Origin of the sequence: Aureivirga sp. CE67 (assembly GCF_015767245.1) — a bacterium.
GTDB lineage: Bacteria > Bacteroidota > Bacteroidia > Flavobacteriales > Flavobacteriaceae > Aureivirga.
In genome coordinates this window covers 20458-47331 of sequence record NZ_JADOTV010000002.1, presented here as the reverse complement: position 1 = coordinate 47331, position 26874 = coordinate 20458, and the positions used below count along the sequence as shown (strand labels likewise).

At 30.1% G+C, this 26874-nt stretch carries 24 protein-coding genes and 1 riboswitch; of the genes, 13 read left to right on the top strand and 11 right to left on the bottom strand.

Features of this window, described 5'->3' with window-relative positions; all coding sequences use genetic code 11:
• Nucleotides 1-19 precede the first annotated feature (19 nt).
• From I0K12_RS04195 to I0K12_RS04180, 4 genes are all read right to left on the bottom strand, one after another.
• Nucleotides 20-505: a gliding motility lipoprotein GldH gene (locus I0K12_RS04195; RefSeq protein WP_196885639.1), complete on the bottom strand. Its 486-nt coding sequence runs from the start codon at nt 503-505 to the stop codon at nt 20-22.
• On the bottom strand, nt 498-2321 hold the full coding sequence (locus tag I0K12_RS04190) for a stage 0 sporulation family protein (RefSeq protein ID WP_196885638.1): 1824 nt from the start codon (nt 2319-2321) through the stop codon (nt 498-500). The genes I0K12_RS04195 and I0K12_RS04190 overlap by 8 nt, the downstream gene beginning before the upstream one ends.
• A 285-nt stretch (nt 2322-2606) precedes the next feature.
• Nucleotides 2607-3542: a PD40 domain-containing protein gene (locus I0K12_RS04185; RefSeq protein WP_196885637.1), complete on the bottom strand. Its 936-nt coding sequence runs from the start codon at nt 3540-3542 to the stop codon at nt 2607-2609.
• Nucleotides 3543-3650: 108 nt separating this feature from the next.
• Nucleotides 3651-5102 carry a nicotinate phosphoribosyltransferase gene (locus tag I0K12_RS04180; RefSeq protein WP_196885636.1) on the bottom strand — a complete coding sequence of 484 codons (1452 nt, stop codon included), beginning with the start codon at nt 5100-5102 and terminating at the stop codon, nt 3651-3653.
• A 150-nt stretch (nt 5103-5252) separates the two neighbouring features.
• On the opposite strand from I0K12_RS04180, the gene I0K12_RS04175 reads away from it, so the two are divergent.
• The gene (locus I0K12_RS04175; protein WP_196885635.1) at nt 5253-6716 is read left to right on the top strand and encodes a DUF5687 family protein; all 1464 of its coding nucleotides are present in this window, start codon (nt 5253-5255) and stop codon (nt 6714-6716) included.
• A 15-nt stretch (nt 6717-6731) separates the two neighbouring features.
• On the top strand, nt 6732-7427 hold the full coding sequence (locus tag I0K12_RS04170) for an ABC transporter ATP-binding protein (protein ID WP_196885634.1): 696 nt from the start codon (nt 6732-6734) through the stop codon (nt 7425-7427).
• A 78-nt stretch (nt 7428-7505) separates the two neighbouring features.
• Here I0K12_RS04170 and I0K12_RS04165 read toward each other — a convergent pair whose 3' ends face one another.
• Complete coding sequence (locus I0K12_RS04165) at nt 7506-9860, bottom strand: TonB-dependent receptor (protein ID WP_410548816.1); 2355 nt, start codon at nt 9858-9860, stop codon at nt 7506-7508.
• A 99-nt stretch (nt 9861-9959) separates the two neighbouring features.
• A riboswitch (TPP riboswitch) is annotated at nt 9960-10049 on the bottom strand.
• Between the two features lie 452 nt (nt 10050-10501).
• Between I0K12_RS04165 and I0K12_RS04160 the strand changes: the two genes are divergently transcribed.
• From I0K12_RS04160 to I0K12_RS04145, 4 genes are all read left to right on the top strand, one after another.
• Entirely contained in the window at nt 10502-11215 is a 714-nt protein-coding gene (locus I0K12_RS04160; protein ID WP_196885632.1) for a DUF2490 domain-containing protein, read from the top strand.
• A 105-nt stretch (nt 11216-11320) separates the two neighbouring features.
• Nucleotides 11321-13624 (top strand): penicillin-binding protein 1C, encoded by a 2304-nt coding sequence (pbpC, locus tag I0K12_RS04155; RefSeq protein WP_231372700.1) that lies wholly within the window; start codon nt 11321-11323, stop codon nt 13622-13624.
• A 65-nt stretch (nt 13625-13689) separates the two neighbouring features.
• Entirely contained in the window at nt 13690-14421 is a 732-nt protein-coding gene (locus I0K12_RS04150) for a LytR/AlgR family response regulator transcription factor (RefSeq protein ID WP_196885630.1), read from the top strand.
• Between the two features lies 1 nt (nt 14422).
• Complete coding sequence (locus tag I0K12_RS04145; RefSeq protein WP_196885629.1) at nt 14423-15766, top strand: sensor histidine kinase; 1344 nt, start codon at nt 14423-14425, stop codon at nt 15764-15766.
• A gap of 299 nt (nt 15767-16065) precedes the next feature.
• On the opposite strand, the gene pyk is transcribed toward I0K12_RS04145, so the two are convergent.
• The 3 genes from pyk to I0K12_RS04130 all read right to left on the bottom strand — a co-directional run bounded on the left by pyk (nt 16066) and on the right by I0K12_RS04130 (nt 18471).
• Nucleotides 16066-17490 (bottom strand): pyruvate kinase, encoded by a 1425-nt coding sequence (pyk, locus tag I0K12_RS04140; protein ID WP_196885628.1) that lies wholly within the window; start codon nt 17488-17490, stop codon nt 16066-16068.
• A 4-nt stretch (nt 17491-17494) separates the two neighbouring features.
• On the bottom strand, nt 17495-17962 hold the full coding sequence (locus I0K12_RS04135; RefSeq protein WP_196885627.1) for an IPExxxVDY family protein: 468 nt from the start codon (nt 17960-17962) through the stop codon (nt 17495-17497).
• A 194-nt stretch (nt 17963-18156) separates the two neighbouring features.
• Nucleotides 18157-18471 carry a hypothetical protein gene (locus I0K12_RS04130; RefSeq protein ID WP_196885626.1) on the bottom strand — a complete coding sequence of 105 codons (315 nt, stop codon included), beginning with the start codon at nt 18469-18471 and terminating at the stop codon, nt 18157-18159.
• A gap of 171 nt (nt 18472-18642) precedes the next feature.
• Between I0K12_RS04130 and I0K12_RS04125 the strand changes: the two genes are divergently transcribed.
• On the top strand, nt 18643-19677 hold the full coding sequence (locus tag I0K12_RS04125) for an asparaginase (protein WP_196885625.1): 1035 nt from the start codon (nt 18643-18645) through the stop codon (nt 19675-19677).
• A 57-nt stretch (nt 19678-19734) separates the two neighbouring features.
• On the opposite strand, the gene I0K12_RS04120 is transcribed toward I0K12_RS04125, so the two are convergent.
• Both I0K12_RS04120 and prs read right to left on the bottom strand, forming a co-directional pair.
• The gene (locus I0K12_RS04120; protein WP_196885624.1) at nt 19735-20469 is read right to left on the bottom strand and encodes a metallophosphoesterase family protein; all 735 of its coding nucleotides are present in this window, start codon (nt 20467-20469) and stop codon (nt 19735-19737) included.
• Between the two features lie 20 nt (nt 20470-20489).
• Entirely contained in the window at nt 20490-21326 is an 837-nt protein-coding gene (gene prs, locus I0K12_RS04115) for a ribose-phosphate diphosphokinase (RefSeq protein WP_196885623.1), read from the bottom strand.
• A 130-nt stretch (nt 21327-21456) separates the two neighbouring features.
• Between prs and I0K12_RS04110 the strand changes: the two genes are divergently transcribed.
• Together I0K12_RS04110 and I0K12_RS04105 are read left to right on the top strand one after the other, a co-directional pair.
• Nucleotides 21457-22431, top strand: coding sequence for a DUF4837 family protein (locus I0K12_RS04110; protein ID WP_196885622.1), 975 nt, complete (start codon nt 21457-21459; stop codon nt 22429-22431).
• 58 nt (nt 22432-22489) lie between these two features.
• Nucleotides 22490-22858, top strand: coding sequence for a DMT family protein (locus tag I0K12_RS04105; protein ID WP_196885621.1), 369 nt, complete (start codon nt 22490-22492; stop codon nt 22856-22858).
• 208 nt (nt 22859-23066) lie between these two features.
• On the opposite strand, the gene I0K12_RS04100 is transcribed toward I0K12_RS04105, so the two are convergent.
• Nucleotides 23067-24839: a 1-deoxy-D-xylulose-5-phosphate synthase gene (locus I0K12_RS04100; protein WP_196885620.1), complete on the bottom strand. Its 1773-nt coding sequence runs from the start codon at nt 24837-24839 to the stop codon at nt 23067-23069.
• 78 nt (nt 24840-24917) lie between these two features.
• On the opposite strand from I0K12_RS04100, the gene I0K12_RS04095 reads away from it, so the two are divergent.
• The 4 genes from I0K12_RS04095 (at nt 24918) to I0K12_RS04080 (ending at nt 26865) form a co-directional block, all read left to right on the top strand.
• The gene (locus tag I0K12_RS04095; RefSeq protein WP_196885619.1) at nt 24918-25361 is read left to right on the top strand and encodes a nucleoside deaminase; all 444 of its coding nucleotides are present in this window, start codon (nt 24918-24920) and stop codon (nt 25359-25361) included.
• A gap of 3 nt (nt 25362-25364) precedes the next feature.
• Nucleotides 25365-25859: a hypothetical protein gene (locus tag I0K12_RS04090; protein ID WP_196885618.1), complete on the top strand. Its 495-nt coding sequence runs from the start codon at nt 25365-25367 to the stop codon at nt 25857-25859.
• A gap of 160 nt (nt 25860-26019) precedes the next feature.
• Nucleotides 26020-26430: an ester cyclase gene (locus I0K12_RS04085; protein WP_196885617.1), complete on the top strand. Its 411-nt coding sequence runs from the start codon at nt 26020-26022 to the stop codon at nt 26428-26430.
• Between the two features lie 27 nt (nt 26431-26457).
• Entirely contained in the window at nt 26458-26865 is a 408-nt protein-coding gene (locus I0K12_RS04080; protein ID WP_255552862.1) for an ester cyclase, read from the top strand.
• Nucleotides 26866-26874 lie beyond the last annotated feature (9 nt).

Sequence of the window (26874 nt, the reverse complement as noted above, 5' to 3'; positions counted from 1 at the left end):
TTTAAGTGTATTATAATAATTAATTTCTAATCTTTTCTATACGAATTCCTACATCTGAAACACCTTCTAAAGGATCTTTTCCTTCAACATCAGAGCTTTCTCGCATTGCTTGCTGTACTGAAAACTTATACGTTCCTTGCTCAGGGAATTGTTTACCTTCTTTATAGAATAAAATATTCTCCTTCGTATCCGAACTTCCTTTTCCTAACCAATGTCCGTCACTTGTTGTCATTCGATATTCGAGCGTGTCTACAAGTTTCATACCATTAGGAAACTCCATCTGCGTAATTAAGAACAAGTTATTGAATTTATAATCTTTATTATTCCTCAAATTAATAAAAACATTATTTCTTGAAATAGTATCCGTAACCGGTACTTCGAATTCAATAATATTTTCTGATTCCCATTCATTATTTGGAATTGTTTGATATTTATCAAAAACTCTATTCGAATCACAGGCTATTAGTGAAAAACCTGTGATTAAAATCATTACTATTTTACGCATCTTTATTGGTATCTTTTGGAGTATTCGGTTTTCTTCGTTTATTATTATTTCTATTTGGTCTTTTCTTCGCAGCCGAATTTCCTTTATGATTTCCATTTTCTACTTTAGAATTTGGATTCGGATTTGGCTTCTGCTTTGTATTTTTAGGAATAGGTTTCTTATTATTCCTATTATTTGCTGGACCTTTAGGATTGTTACTCGAAGGATTTTTAGCCTTTGCTTGTTTCGGGTTTGGCTTTTGCTTCTCGTTTCTTTCCTTATTTTGTGTATTCTTGTTTTGCGAATTTTTATTTACCTGTTGCTTTTGCTGTTGGTTATTTTTCGGATTCGCATTTTTCTGGTTCGGATTCTTTTGATTTGGATTTTTCTGGTTCGGGTTTTTCTGATTTGGATTTTTCTTTACAACCTTGTTTTCAGCTCCATTTTTGTTATGTTGCTTGTTCGCATCATTTTGCTTTTTAGCACCACCATTTTGCTGATTCTTTCTGTTTCTATTTCCAGAACCATTTTGTTTATTTACAGGTTTATTTCCATTTTCAGATTTAGCTTCCGTCTTTCTATTCTGATTTCTATTCTGATTTCCATTCTTTCTGTTGTTATTATTTCCAGAAGTTTCTTTCTTAGAATTTTGTTCAGAATTACCATTCGTACGCTGGTTATTGTTCGAAGCTGGTTTTTTCCTATTTCTAGAAGGCTTTTTACGTCTTCTTTTCTTTGGAGCATCAAATCTTGTCAAGCTGTCTTGTCCTACAACTTTTTCAAAATCTACTTTTTCTAATTCTTCTACTCCTTTTTCCTCATACTCATCTAAAGCTAAACCTGGCTCTCCTTCTTCATTTAATTCAATGATTTCTTTTACCTGATCCAACTCTAATTTATACCATTTTGATCTATCTTCTTTATAAGTATACCAAAGTAACTTTTTGAAAATATCCATTTTGATAAAAACAGCTTCTCCTCTTTCAGTATTTAAAACAACATCTTGTTTCGGAAAATCTCCTAAAGCATCCAGGTAAGAATCTAATTCATAATTCAAACAACATTTTAGCTTTCCACACTGTCCTGCTAATTTTTGCGGATTCAGAGAAAGTTGTTGGTATCTCGCAGCTGCCGTATTTACTTTTCTAAAATCAGTCATCCATGTAGAACAACAAAGTTCTCTACCACAAGATCCGATTCCTCCCAAACGAGCAGCTTCTTGACGAAGACCAACTTGTTTCATTTCAATACGAATACTGAATTCACTCGCAAAATCACGAATCAACTGACGGAAATCTACACGATCATCCGCTGTATAATAAAAAGTAGCTTTGTTCCCATCTCCTTGGAACTCTACATCCGAAAGTTTCATTTTCAGACCAAGTTTCCCAATAATCTCTCGCCCTTTTCTTTGAGTTTCAATCTCTCTTCCTCTCGCATATTGCCATGTATCAATATCTTTTTGCGAAGCTTTACGAATAATCGTTTTTACTTCTTCTCCATCAATAGCAACATTTTTTTTACGCATTTGAACACGTACCAACTCTCCAGCCAAAGAAACCGTTCCAACATCAAATCCTGGATTTCCTTCTACAGCTAAAACATCTCCCATCGTAACAGGAGATTTCAATGTATTTTTATAAAAACCTTTTCTTCCGTTTTTAAATCTAATCTCTACAATATCAAAAGGCTTCTGTCCTGTAGGTAATGTCATATTCGACAACCAGTCAAATACTTGCAACTTCTCGCTACTACAATTTCCTGTAGCGCAACTTCCATTGCTTTTACATCCCTTAGGCACTCCGCCCGAATTGGTTGAGCAACTACTACAACCCATAGTTTAATTTATATATTTAGACGTCATTCTTCTGATGACGATTGGATTCTTACTAATTTTTCCTTAATCAACTGGTAAAGATATAACATAATTTAAAAACACTAAAATTTTGATTTTTTTCCAAGACAAAACTTTTTGTGTTTTTTCTACATGAAATCAACGACTTAAAAATATATCTTTCATTTTTTTCTAAACTTCGTTATTCTTTTTTAAACAAAAAAATAGAATCAAAATTTAAAATTTCTATACATCACAATCGTAAAAATTCTAATAAATATTGTCTCTTTATCCTTTTAATTTCTTTAAGTCAATTTTGATTTTATAAATTCTACTCAAACCATTTTCATATTTCCCTACATTATCCATAAATTCAGAAAGGTTTTTTACTTTTTTTGCAGAAACTTCATTTCGTTTACTAGTAAAATAAAGGATTTGTGTGTTTATATCATAAAAAGGACAATAATCCATTCTATCTGAATTTACCAAATCTTTCAAATGAATTGGTTTTTGAAATTCATCTCTTTCATCTTTAAAACTAATAAACAAATCTCCACTTCCGATTCCTTCTGGAGCTTTATAAATTGTATACATTAAAAAAGATTCATCTGGAGCAATAAAAGCATTAAATTCATAACCATTTGTATTGATATTCTCTCCTACAGAAACTGGTTTTTCATAATTCTTTCCATTCCATTTACTCAAAAAAATCTCATCTTTTTTGGTTTTGTTTAAAGAATCTGAAGTATAATACATATTATTATTTCTACTCACCGAAGGATAAAACTCATTGAATTTTGTATTAATCGGTTTTCCGATATTTTTTGGCGCTGACCATTTTCCTTTAATCGATTTTCTCTCCACATACCAAATATCAAAATCTTTTGCTTTTTTCTCATTTTTAGACAAAGGCCTATCCGAAGCAAAATATAATCTCAAATTATCTGGAGATAAAAAAGGTTCGATATCTCTATATTCTCCAGAAAAATTAACCATTTCAACTTCTTTCCATTTTCCATTTTTTTGAACTGTTTTTACAATTATTGCTTGCTTTTCATCCAAACTTTGTAAAGAAAAATAAGCTTCTTTTTGATTATTAGAAACGGTAAAATCTCTTGCATTCAAAAAATCTTTAAAAGAAATTTCTACTGGTTCAACTTTATTTTTTTGAGCAAAAACTGAAATTGTAGTAAGAAATAGGAAAAGAAATAGCGATTTTTTCATCTTTGGTTATGTTTTTAGTTTAAAAGAGCTCTAAAATAAAGTTTTATTAAAAGAAAAAGCTCCTAATTTTAAATTAAATTAGAAGCTTCTCATAAAAATAAACAAACATTAAACAGAAACAGTTTCGCTGGTGACATTGCTTCGAATTTCTGCCAAAGTCATTTCTTTGACCAAAATTCCATTTTTAAAAACTGTTTCTAACATACCTTCTTTTTCTTCTTTTTCTGTGCAAGTATCTTTAAAGCAAATTTTTCCCTCTTCTCTATATATTTTCAACAATCCTTTTGCTGATTTTTTCGTTCCATTATCCGTAATCGGATCTTTAAAAATATTTCTTTTCTCACCATTTACTTCTACATAAGTAGTTTTCATGGCAAAACCGAAAGTATCTCTCGTATTATATTGATAGGTAAAAGAACCTATTCCGAGCACAATATTTGTAGATGCAAAACCTTTTCGTTTTAATCTTTCACAAATTTCTTCTGCTCGTTGCATCGTAATACTATCTCCGTAAATTGCTCCAATTTTTGGATTTAAAACTTTAAAACCTTGCTCATTTTCGATTCCTCCAAAAATTTCCCAAAGCAACTGAACGACTCCTTTTCTTTCCAACTCATTTTCACTTTCTGGATTTCCACAAATAATTAAAACCGGATCTCCTGAGTCTGGACGAATCACCACTTTTCCATCTCTTTCAAGAATTTCTTGTTTTAATTTTGGTAAAAATTCAGAAATTACTTTCCACAAATCCCAAGTATCCGAAACAATAGAAAGAATTCCTTTCGGATAAATTTGCAACAAACGCTGAAAAGTTTCTAACTCATTTTCTTTGTTTCCTGCACACATCACACTGTGTTCGGTCGCATTTACACTTCCGATGACATTTTCTGTGTGATAATATTTTTTTAAAGCATAAGAAACTGGTAAAGTATCGCTTCCATTGAAAAAAACAGCATGTGCCATTCCGCTCAAAATTGATGCATCTTTTCCTGCCATTCCTCGCATCGAAAAATCATGTCCTTGCCAAGTCACAAAATCAATTGCTTCAGGATTTGTTTCTAAAGCATATTTGCACAAAACTTGATGATACTTCCTTGCTATTGTTGCAGAATTACATGGAAGCCAAATCGAATTTGAAATTAAAGTCTCCAAATAATTCGTTAACCAATAAAACTCTGGAAGTGTATTTTTCATGGTAAACATCGGAGTTCGAATCGGAACAGAAGTTCCTTCTTCCAATGCTTTAATTTCAATTGGTAAATAACCCAAATCGTGTAATTTTCCAATATGTGAAACATCGTAATCTTCATTCAAATAAGCATCAACATAATCTTTGTATTCCTGCAACACTTCTTCTTTTTCTCTTTGAAAAAAATATTGCTGAAACTGATCTATCAAATACTCTTTGATAAAATATTGTAAACCAAAAAATACAACTTCCTCTACTCCTTCCACACGACTCTTTCTTGGTGTCCAATTTGAATAAACTAATGTTGTATTCTCAGGATACTGCTTATGATGTCCCAACTTATAACCATCTGTTAATAAAAGTGGATTCATAGTTGTTTTATTTTGCGTTAGTATGACGCAAATATATAATTACTTTTTAACCTTACAAATTATTTTGCGTTAATTTTACAGTAATTATTTTTTAACAAGCCGTGTAACAATTTATTATGTTATGATACTTATAAATAAAAAGTAGAAAAAATGGAATTTAAATTTTTAAAGTTAGAGTTTAAAAAATTCTTCAGATCATCACACTGGCAAAAAAGTATTGCATTAAAAATTTTAATGTCTTTAGGAGCTTTGTATATACTTGCCTTAACTTTAATAATGGGATTTGGAGGTTATTTCATATTAGAAGAATTTTTCCCAGAGAGAGCTCCTTTTTCATTAGTAAATTCTTTTTTGTGGTATGTAATTTCAGTGGATTTATTAATGCGATATTTCTTACAAAAAATGCCTGTAATGAATGTCAAACCACTTTTAATTCTTCCCATCAAGAAGTCAAAAATGGTACATTATTTAATCCGAAAAACTCTATTTTCTTTTTTTAATATTTACGCTTTTGTGTTTTTAGTTCCTTTTAGTTTCTTTTTAGTTTATAAAGGAAATTTAGAGCCAACACAAGTAATCACATGGGTGGTAAGTATTTTATTTTTAATTCTGACAAATAATTCCATCAACTTTTTATTAAACAAAAATGATAAGTTCTTTTTCGGTTTATTAGGTACAGTTGCTGTTTTATTTGGTCTACAATATTTCCAAATTTTCGATATAACAATTTATTCGGAAATGGTTTTCTCATCATTTTACAACCATATTTGGTTAATAACTGTTCCTTTAATGCTTTTTATCGCATCCTATATAGTAGTTTTCAAGTTTACTAGAAGTCTACTTTATTTAGATAAATCTCTTAAAAAGGGAACAAAAGATGTGGAAACTACAGATCTTTCATGGTTGGACAGATTTGGAAATATCGCACCTTTTATCAAAAATGATGTGAAACTTATTTGGAGAAACAAACGCCCGAGAAGTGTACTATTTATGTCAGCTATTTTACTTGGTTATGGTTTAATATTTTTAAACAATCCAAGATATGCAGATTTGACATTTTTCAATGTGATGATTTTCCTATTAATGACAGGAGCTTTTCTTTTAAATTTCGGACAGTTTATTCCGGCTTGGGATGCTTCTTTCTACAAAATGTTGATGAGTCAAAATATCAAATATGAGCAATATTTGAATTCTAAAAGATATTTAATGACAATGGCTACAACGCTATTATTCCTTTTAGCGATTCCTTATGTGTATTTTGGAATTGAGAATATATACTATTTGATTGCAGCATATTTATACAATATTGGAGTAAATACTTTTGCGCTTCTTTTTCTGGGAGCATTTAATAAAAAGAAAATAGAACTAGGAAAAGCTGCAGCTTTTAATTATCAAGGATCAGGACTAGCACAATGGCTTGCGGGAATTCCAACTTTTGGTATTCCAGTCGCAATTGTTTCTTTAGGAAGTTTATTCGGGCATCTTTATATCGGATTGGGAGTCCTTGGGTTTTTAGGAGTTGTAGGTTTAATTTTCCAAAAATTCTGGATGAAAAAAATTGCAGAATTATATATCAAGAGAAAGTATATTACAATTGAAGCATTTTCAAACTAATAAAATAGAAAAAGAATGATACAGATAAATAATATTTCAAAAGTATACGGAGAAAATACAGTTTTAAGCATTCCAGAATTAACAATTCAAAAAGGAGAATGTCTTGGTTTGGTAGGAAATAATGGTGCAGGAAAAACAACACTTTTTAATTCATTACTAGATTTAATCAAACCAACAACAGGAACTATTTCAAACAAAGGAATTGAAGTACATAAAAGTGAAGATTGGAAACAATTTACTGGTTCTTTTATCGATGAAACTTTCTTGATTGAATATTTGACACCAAACGAATACTTCGATTTTATTGCTGGAATTCGAAATGTTTCTAAAGGAGATTTGGAAAATTTATTAAATTCTTTTTCAGAGTTTTTTAATGAAGAAATTCTTGGAGCAAAAAAATACTTAAGAGATCTTTCGAAAGGAAATCAGAAAAAAGTAGGAATTGTTGCCTCACTTATTGGAAACCCAGAAGTTATTATTTTAGATGAGCCTTTTGCAAATCTGGATCCAACAACACAAATTCGTTTGAAAAACATGTTGCAAAAATTAGTAGAAGATAAAGACATTACACTTCTAATTTCTAGTCACGATTTAGGACATGTAACAGATGTTTGTAATAGAATTGTAGTTTTAGAAAAAGGAGAAGTAATCAAAGATATTATTACTTCTGAATCTACTTTAAAAGAATTAGAAACAATTTTTGCTGTTTAAAATTTAAAGCAAATAAAATAAAAAAAGAGGTTGCCGTAAAAAGCAACCTCTTTCTGATTTCAAACAAATTATATCAACTTAGAAACGCATTGTTACGCCAACTAAGAAGTTTCTCGTAGCTTGTGGATAATATCCAGCTCCGTAAAGTGTCGTTACCTGATTAGGATCCGACCAAGTATCATCATAGCTATAGAAATAACCATTCGATACATATTCTTCATCTAAAATATTATTGATTAATCCTGTAAACGTAATACTCTCGAATAATTTCTTTGGTAAAATTGTATACTGAACACTTAAATCATTAACAAAATAACTATCTAATTTTGATTGTTTAATTTCAAGATTACTCATAAACTGCTCTCCTACAAATTTGGTTAAGAAAGAAATATTAAAGTTTTTCACTGGTGTAAAAGAAATGATATTTCCAGCAATTACATTTGGAGAAAATGATAAATCTGTATCACCAAAATTCTTTAATTCACCATCGATTTTTGCATAATAATCTTGGTTTTTATTCATACTTAAAGCAACATTTGGCTGAATTGCTAAAACATCTTTGAATAATTGAATTCTTGCGTCAATTTCTAAACCGGCTCTATAGCTTTTTCCTACATTTTCAGAAACAGGACTTCCTACATCATTGATTCCTCCTGTTAATACTAATTGGTTATCATAAGCCATATAGTATAAGTTTGTGTTTAAAATAAAGTTTTCTTTATTCAAACGCCATCCTAACTCAAAATCATTTAATGTTTCATGCTCTGGCTTGTTGTCTGGAGCACTTTCATAATCATCTCTTTTTGGTTCTCTGTTTGCTCTTGCATAAGAGAAATAAAGATTATTCGAATCGTTTAAACGATATGTAATACCAGCTTTTGGATTGAAGAAATTGAAAGTATCATCTACCAATTCTGGAGCAACTCCGTTTGCTTTGTAGTTTACAGTTCTAAATTGTAAATCTCCAAACAACTCAAATTTATCCGATAATTGATACGTTAATTTTGCATAAATATTCGCATCATTTTTGTTTCCGTAGTCATTGTAATATTCATGATCTGGCTCACTTGTACTAGCATATCTTGCCCAGATAACTCTTCCGAAGTGTAATCCATTATATCTACTCCAAGCTCCACCAACTCTGAAATCTATTTTATCATTTTGGTAGTTTAAAGAAAAAGTAGTTCCGTAGTAGTGATTCTTCAACCATTTACGACGCACTAAATCTGTTGTTTCAATAGTTTCTCCTCCAATAGTAATTGGTTCTAAACCATATTCAGCAAAATCTTCGTCTTCTTTGTAGTTTTCATAATATCCCCTTCCAAAAGTATAATGGAAAGCTACATTTCCAGTCCAGTTTTGGTTGAATTTATGATTGATATGTAACTGTGCATGATCTTGCTTATAGTTATCTACTTCGTTTTCATAATATCTTTTATTACCAAACTCATCTGTATATTCTCCGGCAGGATTATAAGTTCTGTCTTTTTCTAAAGTTTCTTTATCAATTCCATTCCAAGCTTGGTAAGTAACTTCTCCTCCACCAAAAAGTAAAGCTTTAATGAAAGTATTCTCATCTTTATAAGAACCTGTCAAGAAATAAGATTTTAAATCCGAAGAAGCTCTATCAATATATCCATCTGATTTGATCACAGATAATCTTCCTGAAAAATTAAAATGCTTATTAATTAATCCTGTTCCGAACTTGAAAGTATGTTTATGCGTATTGTAAGAACCTACAGAATTTGCAATTTCTCCATATGCTTTTTCAGAATCTGCATCTGTCAATAAATTAATCGAAGCTCCAAAAGCTCCAGCTCCATTTGTAGAAGTTCCAACTCCTCTTTGTAGCTGAATACTTTGTGTTGAAGAAGCAAAATCAGGTAAGTTTACCCAAAAAGTTCCTTGAGATTCCGAATCATTTAAAGCAATTCCATTAATCGTTACGTTTACTCTCGTTGCATCACTACCACGAACACGAATTCCTGTATATCCTACTCCTGCTCCAGCATCTGAAGTTGTTACTACTGCTGGCAAAAAGTTCATCAAAACTGGAATATCTTGTGCAAGATTTCTTTCTTCAATTTGTTTTTTGTTCAAATTAGAATGTGTTACAGGAGCTGTTTCCGAAACACGAACCGATTTTACCAAAACTTCTTCCAAAGCAACTTCTTCAGAAGTCATCAAGAAAATTAAAGATTCGTTTGATTGTATGTTTAATTCTTCTGTCAATGTTTTAAAACCAACATAAGTGATTTTAATCTCATGTGTTCCTTCCTCTAAAGTAAACAAGAAATAACCTTCAGAATCAGAAATAGTACGTAGGTTTCCTACAGTAATATTTGCTCCAGAAAGTGGAGATTGATTCCTATCGACTACCTGTCCCTTAAATTGGTATTTACTTTGCGCATGTAAAGCCAAAATTGAAAACATAAAAAAAGTTACTAGAAACTTCACTTTTTTTAAAGTAATTAAATAATTCATTAAAATAGAAATGAATAAAAAGAGGTAATTATTCAACGGTGTTTATGATTGTTGATAATTAAATTTCCCTTAGCAGCATTACCTGCTCAGGTTCCTTGGGTATGATCTCAGCCGATGTAGGCACCCCTTTATTGAGATATTGCAAAGTTATGGCAAACAAAAAATATTATTGTGTTAAAATTTAGATATTTATTAACACTTTTTTATTAGAAAAAATGAAACTACCCAAAGATGTAGTTCGTACATTTGCGACATTAATTATTTTTGTATCAAATTCTAATAAAAACAAAAATTATGATTGTAGTAGTATTATCTTTAATGGCATTATTCACTTATATTTTTGGTTAATTCATAATCAAAATTAAGTCCCTTTTCGAAACCCCATTTTTTTACTACACCCTTTCAGTATTCCATTTCTGATTGGAATAAAATCCTTTTGCCAAAGCACAACCTATGCTTTTTCTTAAAAAATTAATTTCTTCCTATATTTTTATTCATTTTATTTTCAAGTTGTAAGACCAAGTTCTATTAAAACTTAAGGAAATAGATATATTTGTATTTATTAACAAAAACTTCAAAATACATTATATATGAATAAAGGGAAAAAAATTATTCTGTTTTTGGTTTTATGTTTATCCGGTTTTTTTGCTAAAGCCCAAGAAAAGCAAGAACGTTCGGATGCTTGGTTTTTATTACTAAATCATTATAACATCAACGAAAAATGGAGTGTTGGAAATGAATTTCATTGGAGACAAACAAATTTTTTAAGTGACAAATCACAATTAATTTTACGTCCGTTTGTAAATTATAAAATCAACAAAAACGTAATTGCAACAGCTGGTTATAGTTATTTATTAAATTTTGCAGATACCAATCCAGCATCAGATGTAAACTTACCAGAGCACAATATTTGGGAACAAGTAACTTTAAAACACAGTTCTGGAAAACTAAAGTTCTCACACAGATATCGTGTGGAGCACCGTTTTAGAGGAACGTACAATGCAGATTTGACAGAAATTGAAGAATATAAATTTACCAACCGAGGAAGATATCGTTTGACTTTAAAACATCCGATTGGAGAAAAATATTTCGTACATGTTTTTGACGAATTATGGTTCAACCTTGGAGAAAACTTTGACCAAGTAGATTTTGATAGAAACTGGTTGTATCTTGGTCTAGGTAGAAAAGTTTTTGATCATGGAAATATTCAATTAGGATATGTACACCAATACATCAAAAGCAATAACGATTTATACTTCGTAAGACCAACAGTTCAGCTGACTGTTCAATATGATTTTAATTAAAAAAACAAAAAACGGATAAGATTGAGTTCTTATCCGTTTTTAATACTTTTAAAAAAATTGGCTTCTAAAATCTCAAAAAAAATACTTAAAAAAAGATATCTCATATTGCTAGTTCTAGCAATTATTTATTATTTCCTTTTACCAAAAAAATTATTTGATGTTCCATATGCAACAGTTGTTTTGAGCAAAGAAGAACAACTTTTGGGTGCAAAAATTGCAAAAGATGGACAGTGGCGTTTTCCTGAAAGAAAAGATGTTCCAGAAAAATTTAAACATTGTATTCTAGAATTTGAAGATGCTTATTTTTATTACCATCTAGGATTCAATCCAGTTTCGATTACAAAATCTTTGTATTTAAATATCAAAAGTGGAAAGACAAAAAGAGGAGGAAGTACTTTAACACAACAAGTAATCAGATTACATAGAAAAGGAAAAAAAAGAACTTATTCTGAAAAATTATACGAACTAATTCTGGCAACAAGATTAGAATTTCGTCATTCTAAAGATGAGATTTTAGCTTTGTACGCTTCACATGCTCCTTATGGTGGAAATGTGATTGGACTAGATATGGCTGCTTGGCGATATTTTAGACAAAAACCAGAAAATCTTTCTTGGGCAGAATCTGCAACTTTAGCTGTTTTACCAAATGCACCAAGTTTGATTTATCCTGGAAAAAACCAAGAGCGACTTTTGAAAAAAAGAAATCGTTTATTGCAAAAATTACACAAAGAAGAAATTATAGATTCGCTAACTTACCAATTGGCGATCTTGGAAGAATTACCACAAAAAACACATCGTCTTCCTCAAGTTTCGCCACATTTTGTAGAAAAAGTACATCAGCAGAAAGCACAAAAAACAATCAAAACCACTTTGGATTATGAGCTTCAAAACAAAATTAATTCGATTGTAGAAAGACAATATCGACAACTTTCGCAAAACAAAATATACAATATTGCTGTTTTGGTTTTAGATGTAGAAACAAGAGATGTTTTGGCTTATGTTGGAAATACGCCAACAACGAAAAAACATCAAAAAGATGTGGATATTATTACTAAACCAAGAAGTACGGGAAGCATTTTGAAGCCAATTTTATACGCTGGAATGTTGGATGACGGAAGTTTATTACCAAAAAGTTTGATTGCTGATATTCCGATTCAGTACAAAAATTATAAACCGAGTAATTTCCATAAAGACTTTGACGGAGCAGTTCCTGCAGATGAAGCACTTTCGAGATCTTTGAATATTCCTGCGGTAATTTCTTTACGAAAATATGGTTTGCAAAAATTTTATGATGATTTAAAAAAATTGAATTTCACTAACATTCGAAAACATCCAGATCATTATGGTTTGTCTTTGATTTTAGGTGGAGCAGAAAGCAATCTTTGGGATTTGACACGAACTTACGCTGGTTTTGCTGGAACCGTCAATCATTTTGTAGAAAACGAAAGTTCTTATTTCTCAAAAGAATTTGTGGAACCAAATTATATTTTCGATCAAAAAGTAGATTTTGGAAAAAAGACAGATGAAAAACCAATTTTCGATGCAAGCTCGATGTATCTTACTTTTAAAGCTTTGAATAAAGTAGAACGTCCAGAAGGTTTTGATAATTGGAACAATTATGTCTCGGCAGAAAAAGTTGCTTGGAAAACAGGAACGAGTTTTGGTTTTCGTGATGCTTGGGCAATTGGAACTACAAAAAAATATACTGTGGGAGTTTGGGTAGGAAATGCAGATGGAGAAGGTAGACCTGGACTAGTTGGAGTAAAAGCTGCTGCGCCAGTTCTTTTTTCAGTTTTTGATATTTTACCAAATTCGGATTGGTTTTCTCCTCCATTAGATGATTTGTACGAAGCTGAAGTTTGTGAAAAAAGTGGAAAAATCGCTACTATTTATTGTGATGAAAAATCTACAGAATTACTTTCAAAAGCTGGACTGGAAACTCTCCCATGTAATTATCATAAAAGAGTACATCTAGACGAAACCGAGCAATTTCAAGTAAATAGTTCTTGTGAACCTTTGACTAAAATTGTGCATAAAAATTATTTCATCCTCCCTCCTTTGATGGAATTTTATTACAAAAAGAAAAATGTTTTTTATAAAACACTTCCAAAGTTTAGAAATGATTGTGTTTCTGAAGAGCAAAAAATGATGGAATTTATTTATCCTAAAGATATTTCTACAATTTACATTCCAAGAGATTTTGATGGAAAAAAATCAGAAGTAGTTTTAAAAGCAACGCATAAAGAATCAAACACAACGCTTTTTTGGTATCTGAACGATAAATATATTGGAAAGACAGAAACTATTCACGAAATTAGTGTAGAGCCAGATACTGGAATTTATACTATCACAATTGTAGATAATTTTGGAAATAAGATAACAAAAAATGTTAAAATAGAAAATAGTTAAAGAATTCTTAAAATTAGTATCTTGCAGAATAAACCCTATTCTCTTAATTTTTTAATGATATTACTATGTTAAGAATTGTAATTGTTGATGATGAAAAAGATGCTTTAGAAGCATTAGAATGGAAATTGAATCGATATATTGACGATGTATCTGTTACAAAATGTAATACTGCTCAAAATGCTATTGAAACTATAAATAATCAAAAACCAGATTTGGTCTTTTTGGATATTGAAATGCCAGAAATGAATGGTTTTACTTTATTAGAAAAGTTAGAATACAGAAATTTTAAACTTATTTTTAATACAGCTTATAGCGAATTTGCACTGAAGGCAATTAAGGTTTCAGCAATTGACTATTTATTAAAACCTGTCGATAAAGACGAGTTGATTGAGGCTGTTGAAAAAGTGCGTAAGAAAGAAGATATTTTTGAAGATCACTTTCAAACATTTTTAAGCAACTTCCATAAGCAAAATGAAAAAATCAATATTGCAGCAGATGGAAAAGTTTATCTATTAGATAAATGTGACATTGTAATGTTGAAATCTGATAAAAGTTACACAACAATTTATCTGAATGATGGAGTAAATATTGTGGTTTCAAAAACTTTAAAAGAAGTAGAAAAGAAATTTACACACACCCATTTCTTTAGAGTTCATAATTCATATTTGATTAATTTGAGTCATGTAAAAGAATATTCTAAAGGAATTGGTGGAGAGTTAATGATGAGTAATGGAATGATAGCAAGTGTAAGTAGAAATAAAAAAAATGAATTATTTAAAAAACTTGACTTAAACTAAAATGTATTTTGATGTAGGAGACGAATTTTTCTCTTGGATACGAGGAGGATTATTAATTTTATTTCTTTACCACTTATTAGTATTCATACAAAATAGAAAAAAAGTATATCTATACTACAGTCTTTTTGTAGGTTTTCAATGGATCTTTTTAATTGATGTATTATTAGATTCAAATGCTTTGCTTGATGTTTTTAACTTTTTTGATTTCACCATACAATTTTTCTCAGCGGGTTTTTATACCTATTTGGCCATCTGTATATTGAAAATTCAGAAAAGATCTCAGTTTTTAAACAAGTTATTTTCCAAAATTGCTAAATCCCTCTTTGTTTTAGGGATTGTTTTTCCTGTTGTAAAACTTTATACAAATTTTAATACCCAACTTACGATATTTTATACAATTATGATATTGCTTACTTTGTGTTCGATTATCATATATTTCAAATATTATTTCATCAAGGAAAAAGAGGTAAAATACTTTATATTCGGTTCTTTAATTTATATCATTTTTGCAAACATTGCTTTATTCATAAGCTTTTTCTCAGGAGAAGACTTCATGAATGATATCAACATCAATCCTACCTTTTTCATCTATATAGGAGCGATTTTAGAAAGTTTTATTTTCGCAATCATCATTGGTTATATTTCTAAAAAAGAAGAAGACAGAAGAGTACAAGCAGAATTACAACTAGCTATAAACTCAAAAGAATTAGAAAAAATGAAAATGACCGCTCTACGAAGTCAAATGAACCCACATTTTCTTTTCAATTCTTTAAACTCTATCAATAATTTTATCATTCAAAATGATGTAGAAAAAGCTTCGGATTATATCACTAAGTTTTCACGATTAATACGAGAAATTCTAAACAATTCATCCAAACTGATTGTTTCACTTAAAGAAGAACTTGATATATTAAATATTTATATCAAAATTGAGCAGTTAAGAGTTCGTGGTGGTTTTGAATATGAGTTAAATATTTCTCCAGACATTGATTTAAATAATATCAACATTCCTCCGCTATTTTTACAACCTTATATTGAAAATGCTATTTGGCATGGATTGGTAAAAGCAGAAGACGATAAAAAAATAACTTTGAACATCTTTAAAGAAGATTCAAATGCGATTATTGAAATCATTGATAATGGAATTGGAGTTGAAAAATCATTACATCTAAAAAAAGATACTTTAAATAGGAAAAAATCTTTTGGAACTTTTGCTACAAAAGAACGTATAAAACTACTTTTTAAAGGCGAAGATATCGATGTTAATATCATTGATCTTAAAAATTTCGATGAGAAAGGAACAAAAGTCACAATGAGTATACCATTGGAATTTGCCATTTATTAAGAAAAACATACCATTTGTTAGATTTTCTTATACATTCATTAATTCTTAAGTTTTTACATTAAGTTATTCCCTATCTTTGAAATGTAAGAAATAAGGTATTAAAGTTTAGTTGTTTTAATATTTTATAATAAAATTAAGAGATTAAAATAAACAATAGGTAAATCTTTGGGGTTGATTTATTTATACCTCGGTTGCTTAAAGCAATCGGGGTTTTTTTTATTATAGTTTTGAATAAATTAGTACAAAAAAGCCAATGATTAAATCATTGGCTTTTTGTATTTATTTAAATTTTATAGAAACTATTCAATCTCTGAAATACGAAGTGTATTTACCATTCCTTTTACTTTTACTGGCATAGAAGTAAGTGTTACTACAAAATCTCCTTCTTTTACAATTCCATTTTCTTTTGCGAAATTATTGATATCCTCTACAGTTTCATCTGTACTTACTCTTTTATCATAATAATAAGCATTTACTCCCCAAAGTAAGTTTAACATTGTTAGAAGTTTCTTATTAGAAGTAAATGTGATAATATCCGCATTTGGTCTCCAAGCAGAAATTTGGAATGCTGTATAACCTGAATTTGTCAACGTTGCAATTGCTTTTGCATCAATTTCATCAGAAACAGAAGCTGCATGATAACAAACCGCTTTTGTAACATACCTATTTGTTTTGATAAATGGAGGATCTTTTGGCACCTGAATTAATGGAGAATTCTCCACTCCTTTAATAATTTTCGCCATCTGCTGAATTACTGTCACCGGATATTCTCCTACTGAAGTTTCTCCTGATAACATTACCGCATCTGCTCCATCCATAATTGAATTCGCAACATCGTTTACCTCAGCTCTTGTTGGAACTTGATTTTGAATCATACTTTCCATCATTTGCGTTGCAATAATTACTGGAATTCTTGCTTGTTTTGCTCTTTGTACTAATTTCTTTTGTAAAAGAGGAACTTCTTGCATTGGTAATTCTACTCCTAAATCTCCACGAGCTACCATGATTCCATCACAATAAGGAATTAAAGCATCTAAATTTTCAATAGCTTCAGGTTTCTCAATTTTAGCAATTACAGGAATCTTTTCTTCTGATTTCTCTGCAATTAATTTATGTAACGATTGCAAATCTTCTGCAGTTCTCACAAATGATAAAGCAATCCAGTCTACACCTTGTTCCACCGCAAAGTTTGCGTCTTTAATATCTTTTTCTGTTAATGCTGGTAAGGAAATTTTTGTATTTGGAAGGTTTACACCTTTTTTAGATTTTAGAGAACCTCCTCGAAGTACCTTTGCTTGTACTTCATCCTCTCCATTTGTAGAAATTACTTCAAATAATAATTTTCCATCATCTACCAAAATATGCTCTCCTGCTTCTACATCTTTCGGAAAGTTTTGATATGTCATAAATGCTTTTTTACCATCTCCAACACATTCTTTGGTTGTAAAAGTAAAAATATCTCCTACATTTAGAACATTTTCTTTCATGGTCCCAACTCTAAGTTTTGGACCTTGTAAATCAGCTAAAATTGCTGTATTAAAATTATGCTCTTTATTAAGCTCTCTAATTATCTCTATATTTTTCTTTACAATCTCGTAGTTTGCATGTGAAAAATTAATTCTGAAAACATTCACCCCTGCTTTTATCATTTTCAGCATTGTCTTCTTGTCAGAACAAGCAGGTCCTAATGTTGCTACTATTTTAGTCTTTTTTGTTGTTGGCATAATTTTAAAAAATTAAAAAATCTTTTGATTTTAATGATTTTGGAATAATAGAATAAGAGGTGATTACTTGTTCAATCTCATTTATTTGATTAATCAGATTATCCATATCGTTTTTACCTAAATCTCTATCTATTTTTAGAAAATAATCTACTTTCTTTTTTTCTGGAATAAGGTAAACAGCCTTTTCTAAAACTTCAGAAGTTTCTTCAAATAAAGTTTCAGAATTAGAAGAGTCTTCCAAGTTTTCCGATTTGTTTGCAATCAAAAAATAGTCTGTAAAATTCTGTTTATCTCTAAATTCAAAAATACAAAAACTAGCGTTCTTATTCGTAAAATCTAAGTTATTTTTAGCCTTTTCTAAACAAGTATTAATTTTTTGATTGATCAAATAAGCAAGCCTATAATCCTCTTCTATAGTATGAATTCCAATCAAGGTATAATCATAATTGACATCAAATGAAAGTGTCTGCATATACTTCTAGCTGTATTTTTATTTTTTTTGTTAAAATATAAAATTTCAATACAAAAAAAGTAAATTTTAAATAAACTTTTTAAAAAAATAATACAATAATGATTTAAGTAAAAAAGAACATTTTCAATACTTCACCCTTCTATTTTCATTTTACTTAAAAACTGTCAACCAAAAATTTTATTTTTCTATAAGTTTTACTTTTTGTTAAACTTTAATTCTTTTAAAACCTCAGCAACTTCAGACGTGTTAGAAGAAAAACCATAACCATCTACCAAAACTCCTTTATTATCTCCTCCCTTTTCTTGAATTGCATAAACTGCTGCCTCATCCGAAGGATCTGTTTCTCCCTCATATCTATAAACTCCTACTATTTCATAGTTTTTCAATTCATATTTGGAATGTTCACACAGCAAACAATTTTCTTTCAAATTATAATCTATTACAAAACCTTCTTTTTTCAGTTCTGTAATAGCTTCAGAAACCGTATTGTAATGCATAAATTCTTTCATAATCCTGATTTTTAAATTGTTACTTTAAATTAATCATTCCTATTTTATCTCTAAAATATTGATTGCTAATTTTTTATAAAATTTAATTTCTCAAAAGTAGGTTTCCTTAGAAGTATTCTCTTTTTCTAAGTATCTTTGAGACTTTAAGTACAATCAATATTTCTAGATAATATGACTAATAATCCTAAGATTTTATTACTGTACACTGGAGGTACAATTGGTATGATTAAAGATTATCAAACAGGAGCTTTAAGACCTTTCAATTTTGAGAAAATCCAAGAAAGAATTCCAGAACTTCATCAACTTGGATGTGAGATTGAAACCATTTCCTTTGAAGAACCTATCGATTCCTCCAACATGAATATTCCTTACTGGAATCAAATAGTCGATATTATCGAAGAAAATTACGCCAACTATGACGGATTTGTAATACTTACAGGTTCGGATACGATGGCTTATACTTCTTCTGCTGTTAGTTTTATGTTCGAAAACCTTCAGAAACCGGTGATCTTTACAGGATCGCAACTTCCTATTGGAGATTTAAGAACAGATGCAAAAGAAAATCTGATTACTTCTATTCATATTGCAGCTTCTCATGAAGAAGGAACACCAATTATTAAAGAAGTTTGTCTTTATTTTGAATATAAACTTTATAGAGCCAATAGAACTACCAAAATAAATGCAGATCAGTTCGAAGCGTTTACTTCAATGAATTTCCCTCCTTTAGCAGAAAGTGGTGTAAAACTTAAATTCAACGAGCATCTTTTATTAGGAAAAGGAGAATTTCAAGAAAATTTAATCACAAGAAAAAACATGATAAACGATGTGGTGATTTTAAAGATTTTCCCAGGAATTAATGAAGTTACAGTTCGTGCAATTATTAATATTCCAAACCTTAAAGGAATTGTTTTGGAAACTTATGGTTCGGGTAATGCACCAACTGAAACTTGGTTTGTAAATCTTCTAAAAGAAGCTGTAGAGAAAAATATCCGAATTGTAGATGTTACACAATGTGCTGGAGGAAGTGTGATTCTTGGACATTATGAAACGAGTCAAGAACTTTTAAACATTGGCGTAATCAACGGAAAAGATCTGACTACAGAATCTGCTATTGTAAAAATGATGTATTTACTTGGAGAAAATCTTTCTTTTGAAGATTTCAAAAAATACTTCGAAATGCCACTAAGAGGAGAACTTACTTTTTAAAACAAAATATATTTTAAACAAAAATCCACAACCAGTTTTTAGTTGTGGATTTTTTATTTAATCTTTATTTCTTCCTTTCTCCATCGGATATAAAATTGGTAGTGCTTCACTTTGCCAATACTCTTGCGAATCTATATCCATAATCGAAAGCTTTCCTTTAAAAGCTGCTCCCGTATCTACATTCCAAACATTCATAGCTTGCATTGGTATTGTACAAGAAACTCTTGTAGTTGGCGTATGTCCGATAAATATTTCCTTAAATAATTTTAATCTTTTTGGGTAAAAAATATGATCTTCTTCCAAGTCTTTTTGTGTTGCTAAAGCTAATTCCCAAAGTGTTCGATCCCAAATATGATTATCTCGACTCAATTCTCTTTCTGGTCCATAAGTGGAAGTAAATCCTGCATGAATAAAAAGTCGATTTTCTTTATCAACATAAAACTTCACAAGATTTTTTAAAAAGCTCAAATGTTCCTCTCTAGATATATTTTTATTTCGCTTATAACTTTCTATCGTTTCTCTTCCTCCGTGAAGTAACCAAGTCGATGGAGTTTCTCCATTTTCCAACCATTTTCTACACCACAAATCATGATTTCCTTCAATAAAAATACAAGATTGCTTTTTCTCCAATTCTATCAAAAACTGAATCACTTTTGAAGATTCACTCCATCCATCCACATAATCTCCCAAAAAAATCAAAAGATCATCTTTTTCTATAGGAGCTTTTTCCAATATTTCTTTCAAAGCCTTCAATCCTCCATGAATATCACCAATGACAAATGTTTTTTTCATATACTATTTTTTAAAACTTTTTAAAGTGCCAATTCAAAATCTATCTGATGTAGATTTTCAATTTCAGGAAATGTTCGGAAACTATCGGTTGTAAAAATCTCATCATAATATTCAAACAAAACTTCAAAACCTGCACTAAAAATTCCGTGACTGATAATCAAAATCAACTTTCCAGCATTCTTTCTTTTGAGCACTTTTGCTACTTCTATAAAAGTAGTTCCTTTATCACAAATATCATCAATTATCACACAAGTTTTTTGCTCCAAATCTTCTTTAAAAACTTCCGTATGTGTAATTCTTCCTGTTCTTATATCTCGGTTTTTATGACAAAAAATCACATTTTCGTTCTCCAATTCCTTTGCTACACTATAAATCTTTTTCGAAGCTCCCAAATCTGGCGCTACTAAACAGTAGTCCTCTTCAAAATTCTCGAGACATTTTTTTACAAAATTTATGTTGGAAATAGAATTACAATTATGAAGCAAAGTTGGCGTAATTTCAGAATGTACATCAAAAACAGAAACTGATTTTAGATGTAAATTATTAATCAAATCCGCATAGACTTTTGCAGTAAAAGCTTCACCTTTTTGCATAATTCGATCTTGCCTTGCTCCAGGAAAATATGGAATCAAAAGATGAATTTCTACAACTCCTAACCTTCTCAAAGCATCTACCGCAAGAAGTAATTTCCCGATGGAATTAAATTCACGAATTCGACAAGTTATCGTTACCGGAAGTGTTTTGTCAAAATCTTTTGCAATCAAAATACTTGGTTCTCCTCCAGAAAAAGTAAAGTATTTATAATCAATCCCTTTTTGAAAAGGCGTAAATTCTGAATCTAAGTGTAAATAATTCATTTTATTTTGCGTTTATTTTACGCTAATTTAAAATATTTTTTAATTAATCACAATATTTAAATAAAAAAACTTGTAATTTGGAATAATATTTGGTTTGTTTGGCTAAAAATTAATTAATACAAAATCTATCATGCAAAGAGTTTTTAGTATACTTTTATTGTTATTTATAACATTAAGTTGTTCTAATAAAAAAGAAAAATTAATTCTAGGGAGTTCCAACGGAAGTTCGAACCACGTTTTAATTGTAATGGATCCTGCCGAATGGAAAGGAGCAGTCGGAGATTCCATCCGAAACATCATCAGGCAACCTATTCTTGGTTTACCACAACCAGAAAATCAATTCAAAGTTTCTCAAGTTTCTACAAAAGATTTTGACGAACTTTTCCGCAATACTAGAAATATTCTTTACATAGATTTAGGAAAGAACACTGATTTCAGAACAAAAAAAGACGTGTATGCAACGCCTCAAAAGATTGTTCAAATCACAGGAGTTACAGAAAAAGATCTTTTAGCTGAAATTTCTAAACATAAAAAAGACATCGTTCAAGAGTTCAAAAAATCAGATATCAAAGTAATTCAAAACAACTTCCGAAAAGAAAGTCTTTGGAAAGATGCAGAACTAAAAACTTTAGAAAATCTGAACATCGAATTAGAAATCCCAAGAAAATATCGTTTAGTGGAAGATTCAGGAGATTTCCTATGGATGCGTAGAACTTATACAAAAGGAACTATGAACCTTTTAGTGTATAGCTACCCAATTTCAAATGAAGATGATTTAAACGGAGAAAACATCACAAAATTTAGAGACAGCATCGGTCAAAAATACATTCCAGGAACTAAAGAAGGAAGTTATATGATCACAGAAGCTGCTTACACACCTCACACTTTTGAAGTTACTTTAGATGGTAAAAAAACTTATGAAACAAAAGGAAAATGGGAATTATTCAATGATTTCTTAGCAGGCCCTTTTATCAACTATACTGTTTTAGACAAAGCAAATAATCGTATAATCGTTGTAGAAGGTTTTACGGTAGCACCAATGTCTGAAAAAAGAGATCAAATGTTTGAATTAGAGGCTATTTTGAAGACTTTAAAAATCAAGTAGTTTTTTTATTTGGCTGAAAAAAGTTAAATTAGATAGAAACGTCTAAAACTTCAGCCATATGAGAGGATTAATTACAATCTGTTTACTGATTTTTTCCAACACATTCATGACTCTTGCATGGTATGGACATTTAAAATTAGTAGAATTCAAATGGTTTCACAAACTAGGATTATTTTCCATAATCGTTTTCAGTTGGGGAATCGCATTTTTCGAATATTGTTTATTAATCCCTGCAAACCGAATTGGATTTGAAGAAAACGGCGGCCCATTTACTTTGGTACAATTAAAAGTGATTCAAGAAGTAATTACCTTAATTATGTTTACCATTTTCACTTTGATTTTTTTCAAAGATGAAACCTTAAAATGGAATCATTTCGTTGGGTTTATTTTCCTTATTCTAGCAGTTTATTTTATGTTTAAAAAATAAATTTGATAAGGAACTTCCCCTACATTACATTTCGGGTCGGGCTTTCCGCTATATCTTTTTTGCTAAAGAAGCAAAATGAAGAAAAGCAAAAAAGGATGCCACTGCAATCCCTAAGTCAAAAAGACAGAAAAATATTCATAAAACAAAAAACACCGAAAATCAATAAGACTTTCGGTGTTTTTTGTTTTAAACTAAGAGCCTTTTTAAATTATAAAAGACATCTTTTTATCTCTTCAAGAATTGATACATCATCAATTCCACATATTTTTTGTAAATCTACAATTTTCCCATGTGTAACGAATGCATCAGGAATTCCTAATCGAATACATTTTTTATTTTGATACGAATTTTCACTCATAAATTCTAATACAGCACTTCCAAAACCACCAACAATAGTTCCATCTTCAATGGTAATTACTGTATCAAATTTTTCAAAAATCTCATGAAGTAAATTCTTATCTAAAGGTTTTACAAACTGCATATCATAATGCGCTACTTTTCCTTGAGGTAAATCTTTAGAAATTCTCTTCATTGAATTCCCCATATTTCCTATTGTTAAAACAGCAACATCAGAACCTTCTTGTAAACAACTTCCTTTTCCAATTTCGATTTTTTCATAAGGTTTTTCCCATTCCAAATGTTCTCCTAAACCTCTTGGATAACGAATTGCTAAAGGGCCTTCAATTCCTAATTGAGAAGTATATAACATATTCCGAAGTTCAATTTCATCCATCGGAGAAAAAATGATCATATTTGGAATCAAACGTAAATAAGCCAAATCAAAAACACCATGATGTGTTGGTCCATCTTCGCCAACCAATCCAGCTCTGTCAATACAAAAAACTACAGGTAGATTTTGAAGTGCAACATCATGAATAATTTGATCATAACTTCTTTGTAAAAAAGTGGAATAAATTGCGCAATAAGGAATCATTCCTTGTGTAGCAAAACCAGCAGCTAAAGTAACTGCATGTTCTTCCGAAATTCCAACATCAATAGCTCTTTCAGGAAAAGCTTCCATCATGTACTTCAACGAAGAACCTGTTGGCATTGCTGGAGTTATTGCAACAATTTTTGCATTTTTCTCAGCTAAATCTAAAATTGTTTTTCCAAAAACATCTTGATATTTAATCGGAGATTGTTCTTTTTTCTTTGGAAATAAATCTCCTGTTTTACTATCAAATTTTCCTGGAGCGTGATATTTTACTTGATTTGCTTCTGCTTGTCTAAGTCCTTTTCCTTTTACTGTTTTTACATGTAAAACTTTCGGCCCTTTGATTTTTTTGATTTCTTCTAATTCTTCCAATAAAATAGAAATATCGTGTCCATCAACTACTCCAAAATAAGGAATATTAAAACTTTCAAACACAGAATCTGCAGAATTTTCTCCAGAAGAAATCGTTTCAAAATGATGTTTTAAAGCTCCAACACTCGGATCAATTCCAATAGAATTATCGTTTAAAACTACTAAAACATTCGCATTCGTTTCTCCCAAATGATTCAAAGCTTCTAAAGACATTCCAGAGACAATCGAAGCATCTCCAATTACAGCAATATGATGTTTTTCTGTATCTCCTTGCAGTTTTGAAGCTAATGCCATTCCAAGAATTGCAGAAATAGAAGTAGAAGAATGTCCAACACCAAAAGCATCGTATTTACTTTCAGAAATCTTTGGAAAACCAGCAATTCCACCAAATTCTCGATTCGTATGAAATTGTTCTTTTCTTCCTGTTAAAATTTTATGACCATAAGCCTGATGACCGACATCCCAAACCAGTAAATCTTCTGGTGTTTGAAAACAATAATGCAAAGCAATTGTAAGTTCTACAACTCCCAAACTTGCTCCAAGATGTCCTTCTTTCGAGGCTACAATTTCTATGATAAATTCACGTAATTCCGCTGCCAATTGTGTCAATTCTGCAACAGAAAAATTTCTTATATCTTCTGGTTCCTTTATATGTTCTAATATCCTTCTTTCCACTTTGCAAAATTACGTATTTTAGTTTTGTTCAAATAAAAATTATCCTGCGTAATTTTGTAAAACCTAAAATCTAACTTGATGATACAACCATTTGACGATATATATTTTATGAAAAAGGCTTTAAATGAAGCCGAAATTGCTTTTGATAAAGGAGAAGTTCCTGTTGGAGCTGTGATTGTGATGCAAAACCAAATCATTGCAAAAGCGCATAATTTGACTGAAACTCTGGGAGATGTTACAGCACACGCAGAAATGCAAGTTTTTACCGCAGCAGCAAATTTTTTGGGAGGAAAATTCTTGAAAGAATGCACACTTTATGTGACTTTAGAACCTTGTCAGATGTGTGCAGGAGCGAGTTATTGGACACAAATAGGAAAAATAGTTTACGGAGCGAGTGAACCAAAACGAGGATTTAAAGCTTTAAACACTACTTTACATCCGAAAACAGAAGTTATAAGTGGTGTTTTGGAAGAAGATTGCGCAGATTTATTAAAACGATTTTTTAGAAGTCGAAGAGGATAAAAGATGAAAAATAAATATTTAAATATTCCATTGTATATCGGAATACTGATTGCTGTTTTTGGAGGAGTTTTATCTCTTTTTTCTGAAAATTATTTGTTTCCAAAAATCATGCATGGTGGTTTATGGATTTTTGAGATTTACGGAATTTTACTTCTACTTTGGAAAGGAACACTTCGAAAAACTCGTTATTTCTGGTTTATAATCACCTCTTTTTTAATTCTTGGAGCTGGTGTTTTTCTAAAAATAAAATTTGAAAATCCTTATGTTATTCCAATAGGAGTTTTGGGAATTATCATTTCTTATTTGCTTCATTTTAATAAAAAGAAAGAAAAAAAGCTTTTGGATATTTTTAAACTGATTTGGGTAATTGTTTCTTATTCTACCATCGGAGGTGTTTTTCTTTTTGATTTGCCAAAAGATGCTATGTTTTATGCAAATATGACTTTATGGATTACTCTTTTAATTTATTTAAAACAAAACCATAAGATTTCAGAATAGAATTAAGTTTTAAACGCTAACAATTCTTTAAGTTTTGAGATAAAGTTCTGTTAAATCAAAACTGAGAATTCTTTAATATCATAAAGTATCGATAACTTGTAGTGATTTTCTTCGGAAAAAACTCAGAAATGAAATGCAAAATTTCTAAATCGAATGCTTTATGGCTTGTAAAAAACAAGAGGTGATTAAAACTCTAGTGAAAGAGTTGTTTAATAATTACAATTTTGAAGTTTTTGATACGCTTTTCACTAAAAATATGAAAAGCCTAGGAACAATTGCAGGACACTTTGAAGAAAATGGAATCGAAGAATTAAAATCGATCAATACTTTATTTCATAACTGTTTTTCTGATTTTCATGTTGAAATCAAAGAATTATTTTCTGAGAAAGAAAAAGTTTGTGTAGTTCTTGAAATTTCTGGAAAACATGATGGAGATCTATTTTTGGGAATGGAACCAAAAGGAAAACGATTTAAATTCGAATCTTTCAATGTGTTTTATTTTGAAGGAAACTTGATTTCTGCACATTGGGGAATATCGAATATGTTGAGAAATTTAGAAATGTTGAAATAATACTGTTTTTCAAAATTCAATTTGATTATGACTTCTAAAAAAAAGGACATTGTTAAAACACTCGTTAATGAAGTTTTCATGAAGAACAAAGTGGAATATTATGATACTTTGTTTACAAAAAATATGGTAAGTCATCAGATTTTTGAAGAACTGGATATTAATGATGTGGAAGGATTAAGGCAGTTAACGATTATGTTTCATGAGTGTTTTTCTGATGTGAAATTTGAAATAGAAGAATTAATTGAAAGTGGAAATAAAGTTTTTGCTTTGTTAAAAGTTTCGGCTGTTCATGATGGAGAAAAATTTATGGGAATAGAACCAAAAGGGAAAAAGTTTATTTTTGATTCTTATGATATTTTTTATTTCGAAAAAGGATTGATTGCTTATCATAAAAGTATCGCGAATGTTGTTCAGCAATTAGAAATGCTTAAATAACCAATAATT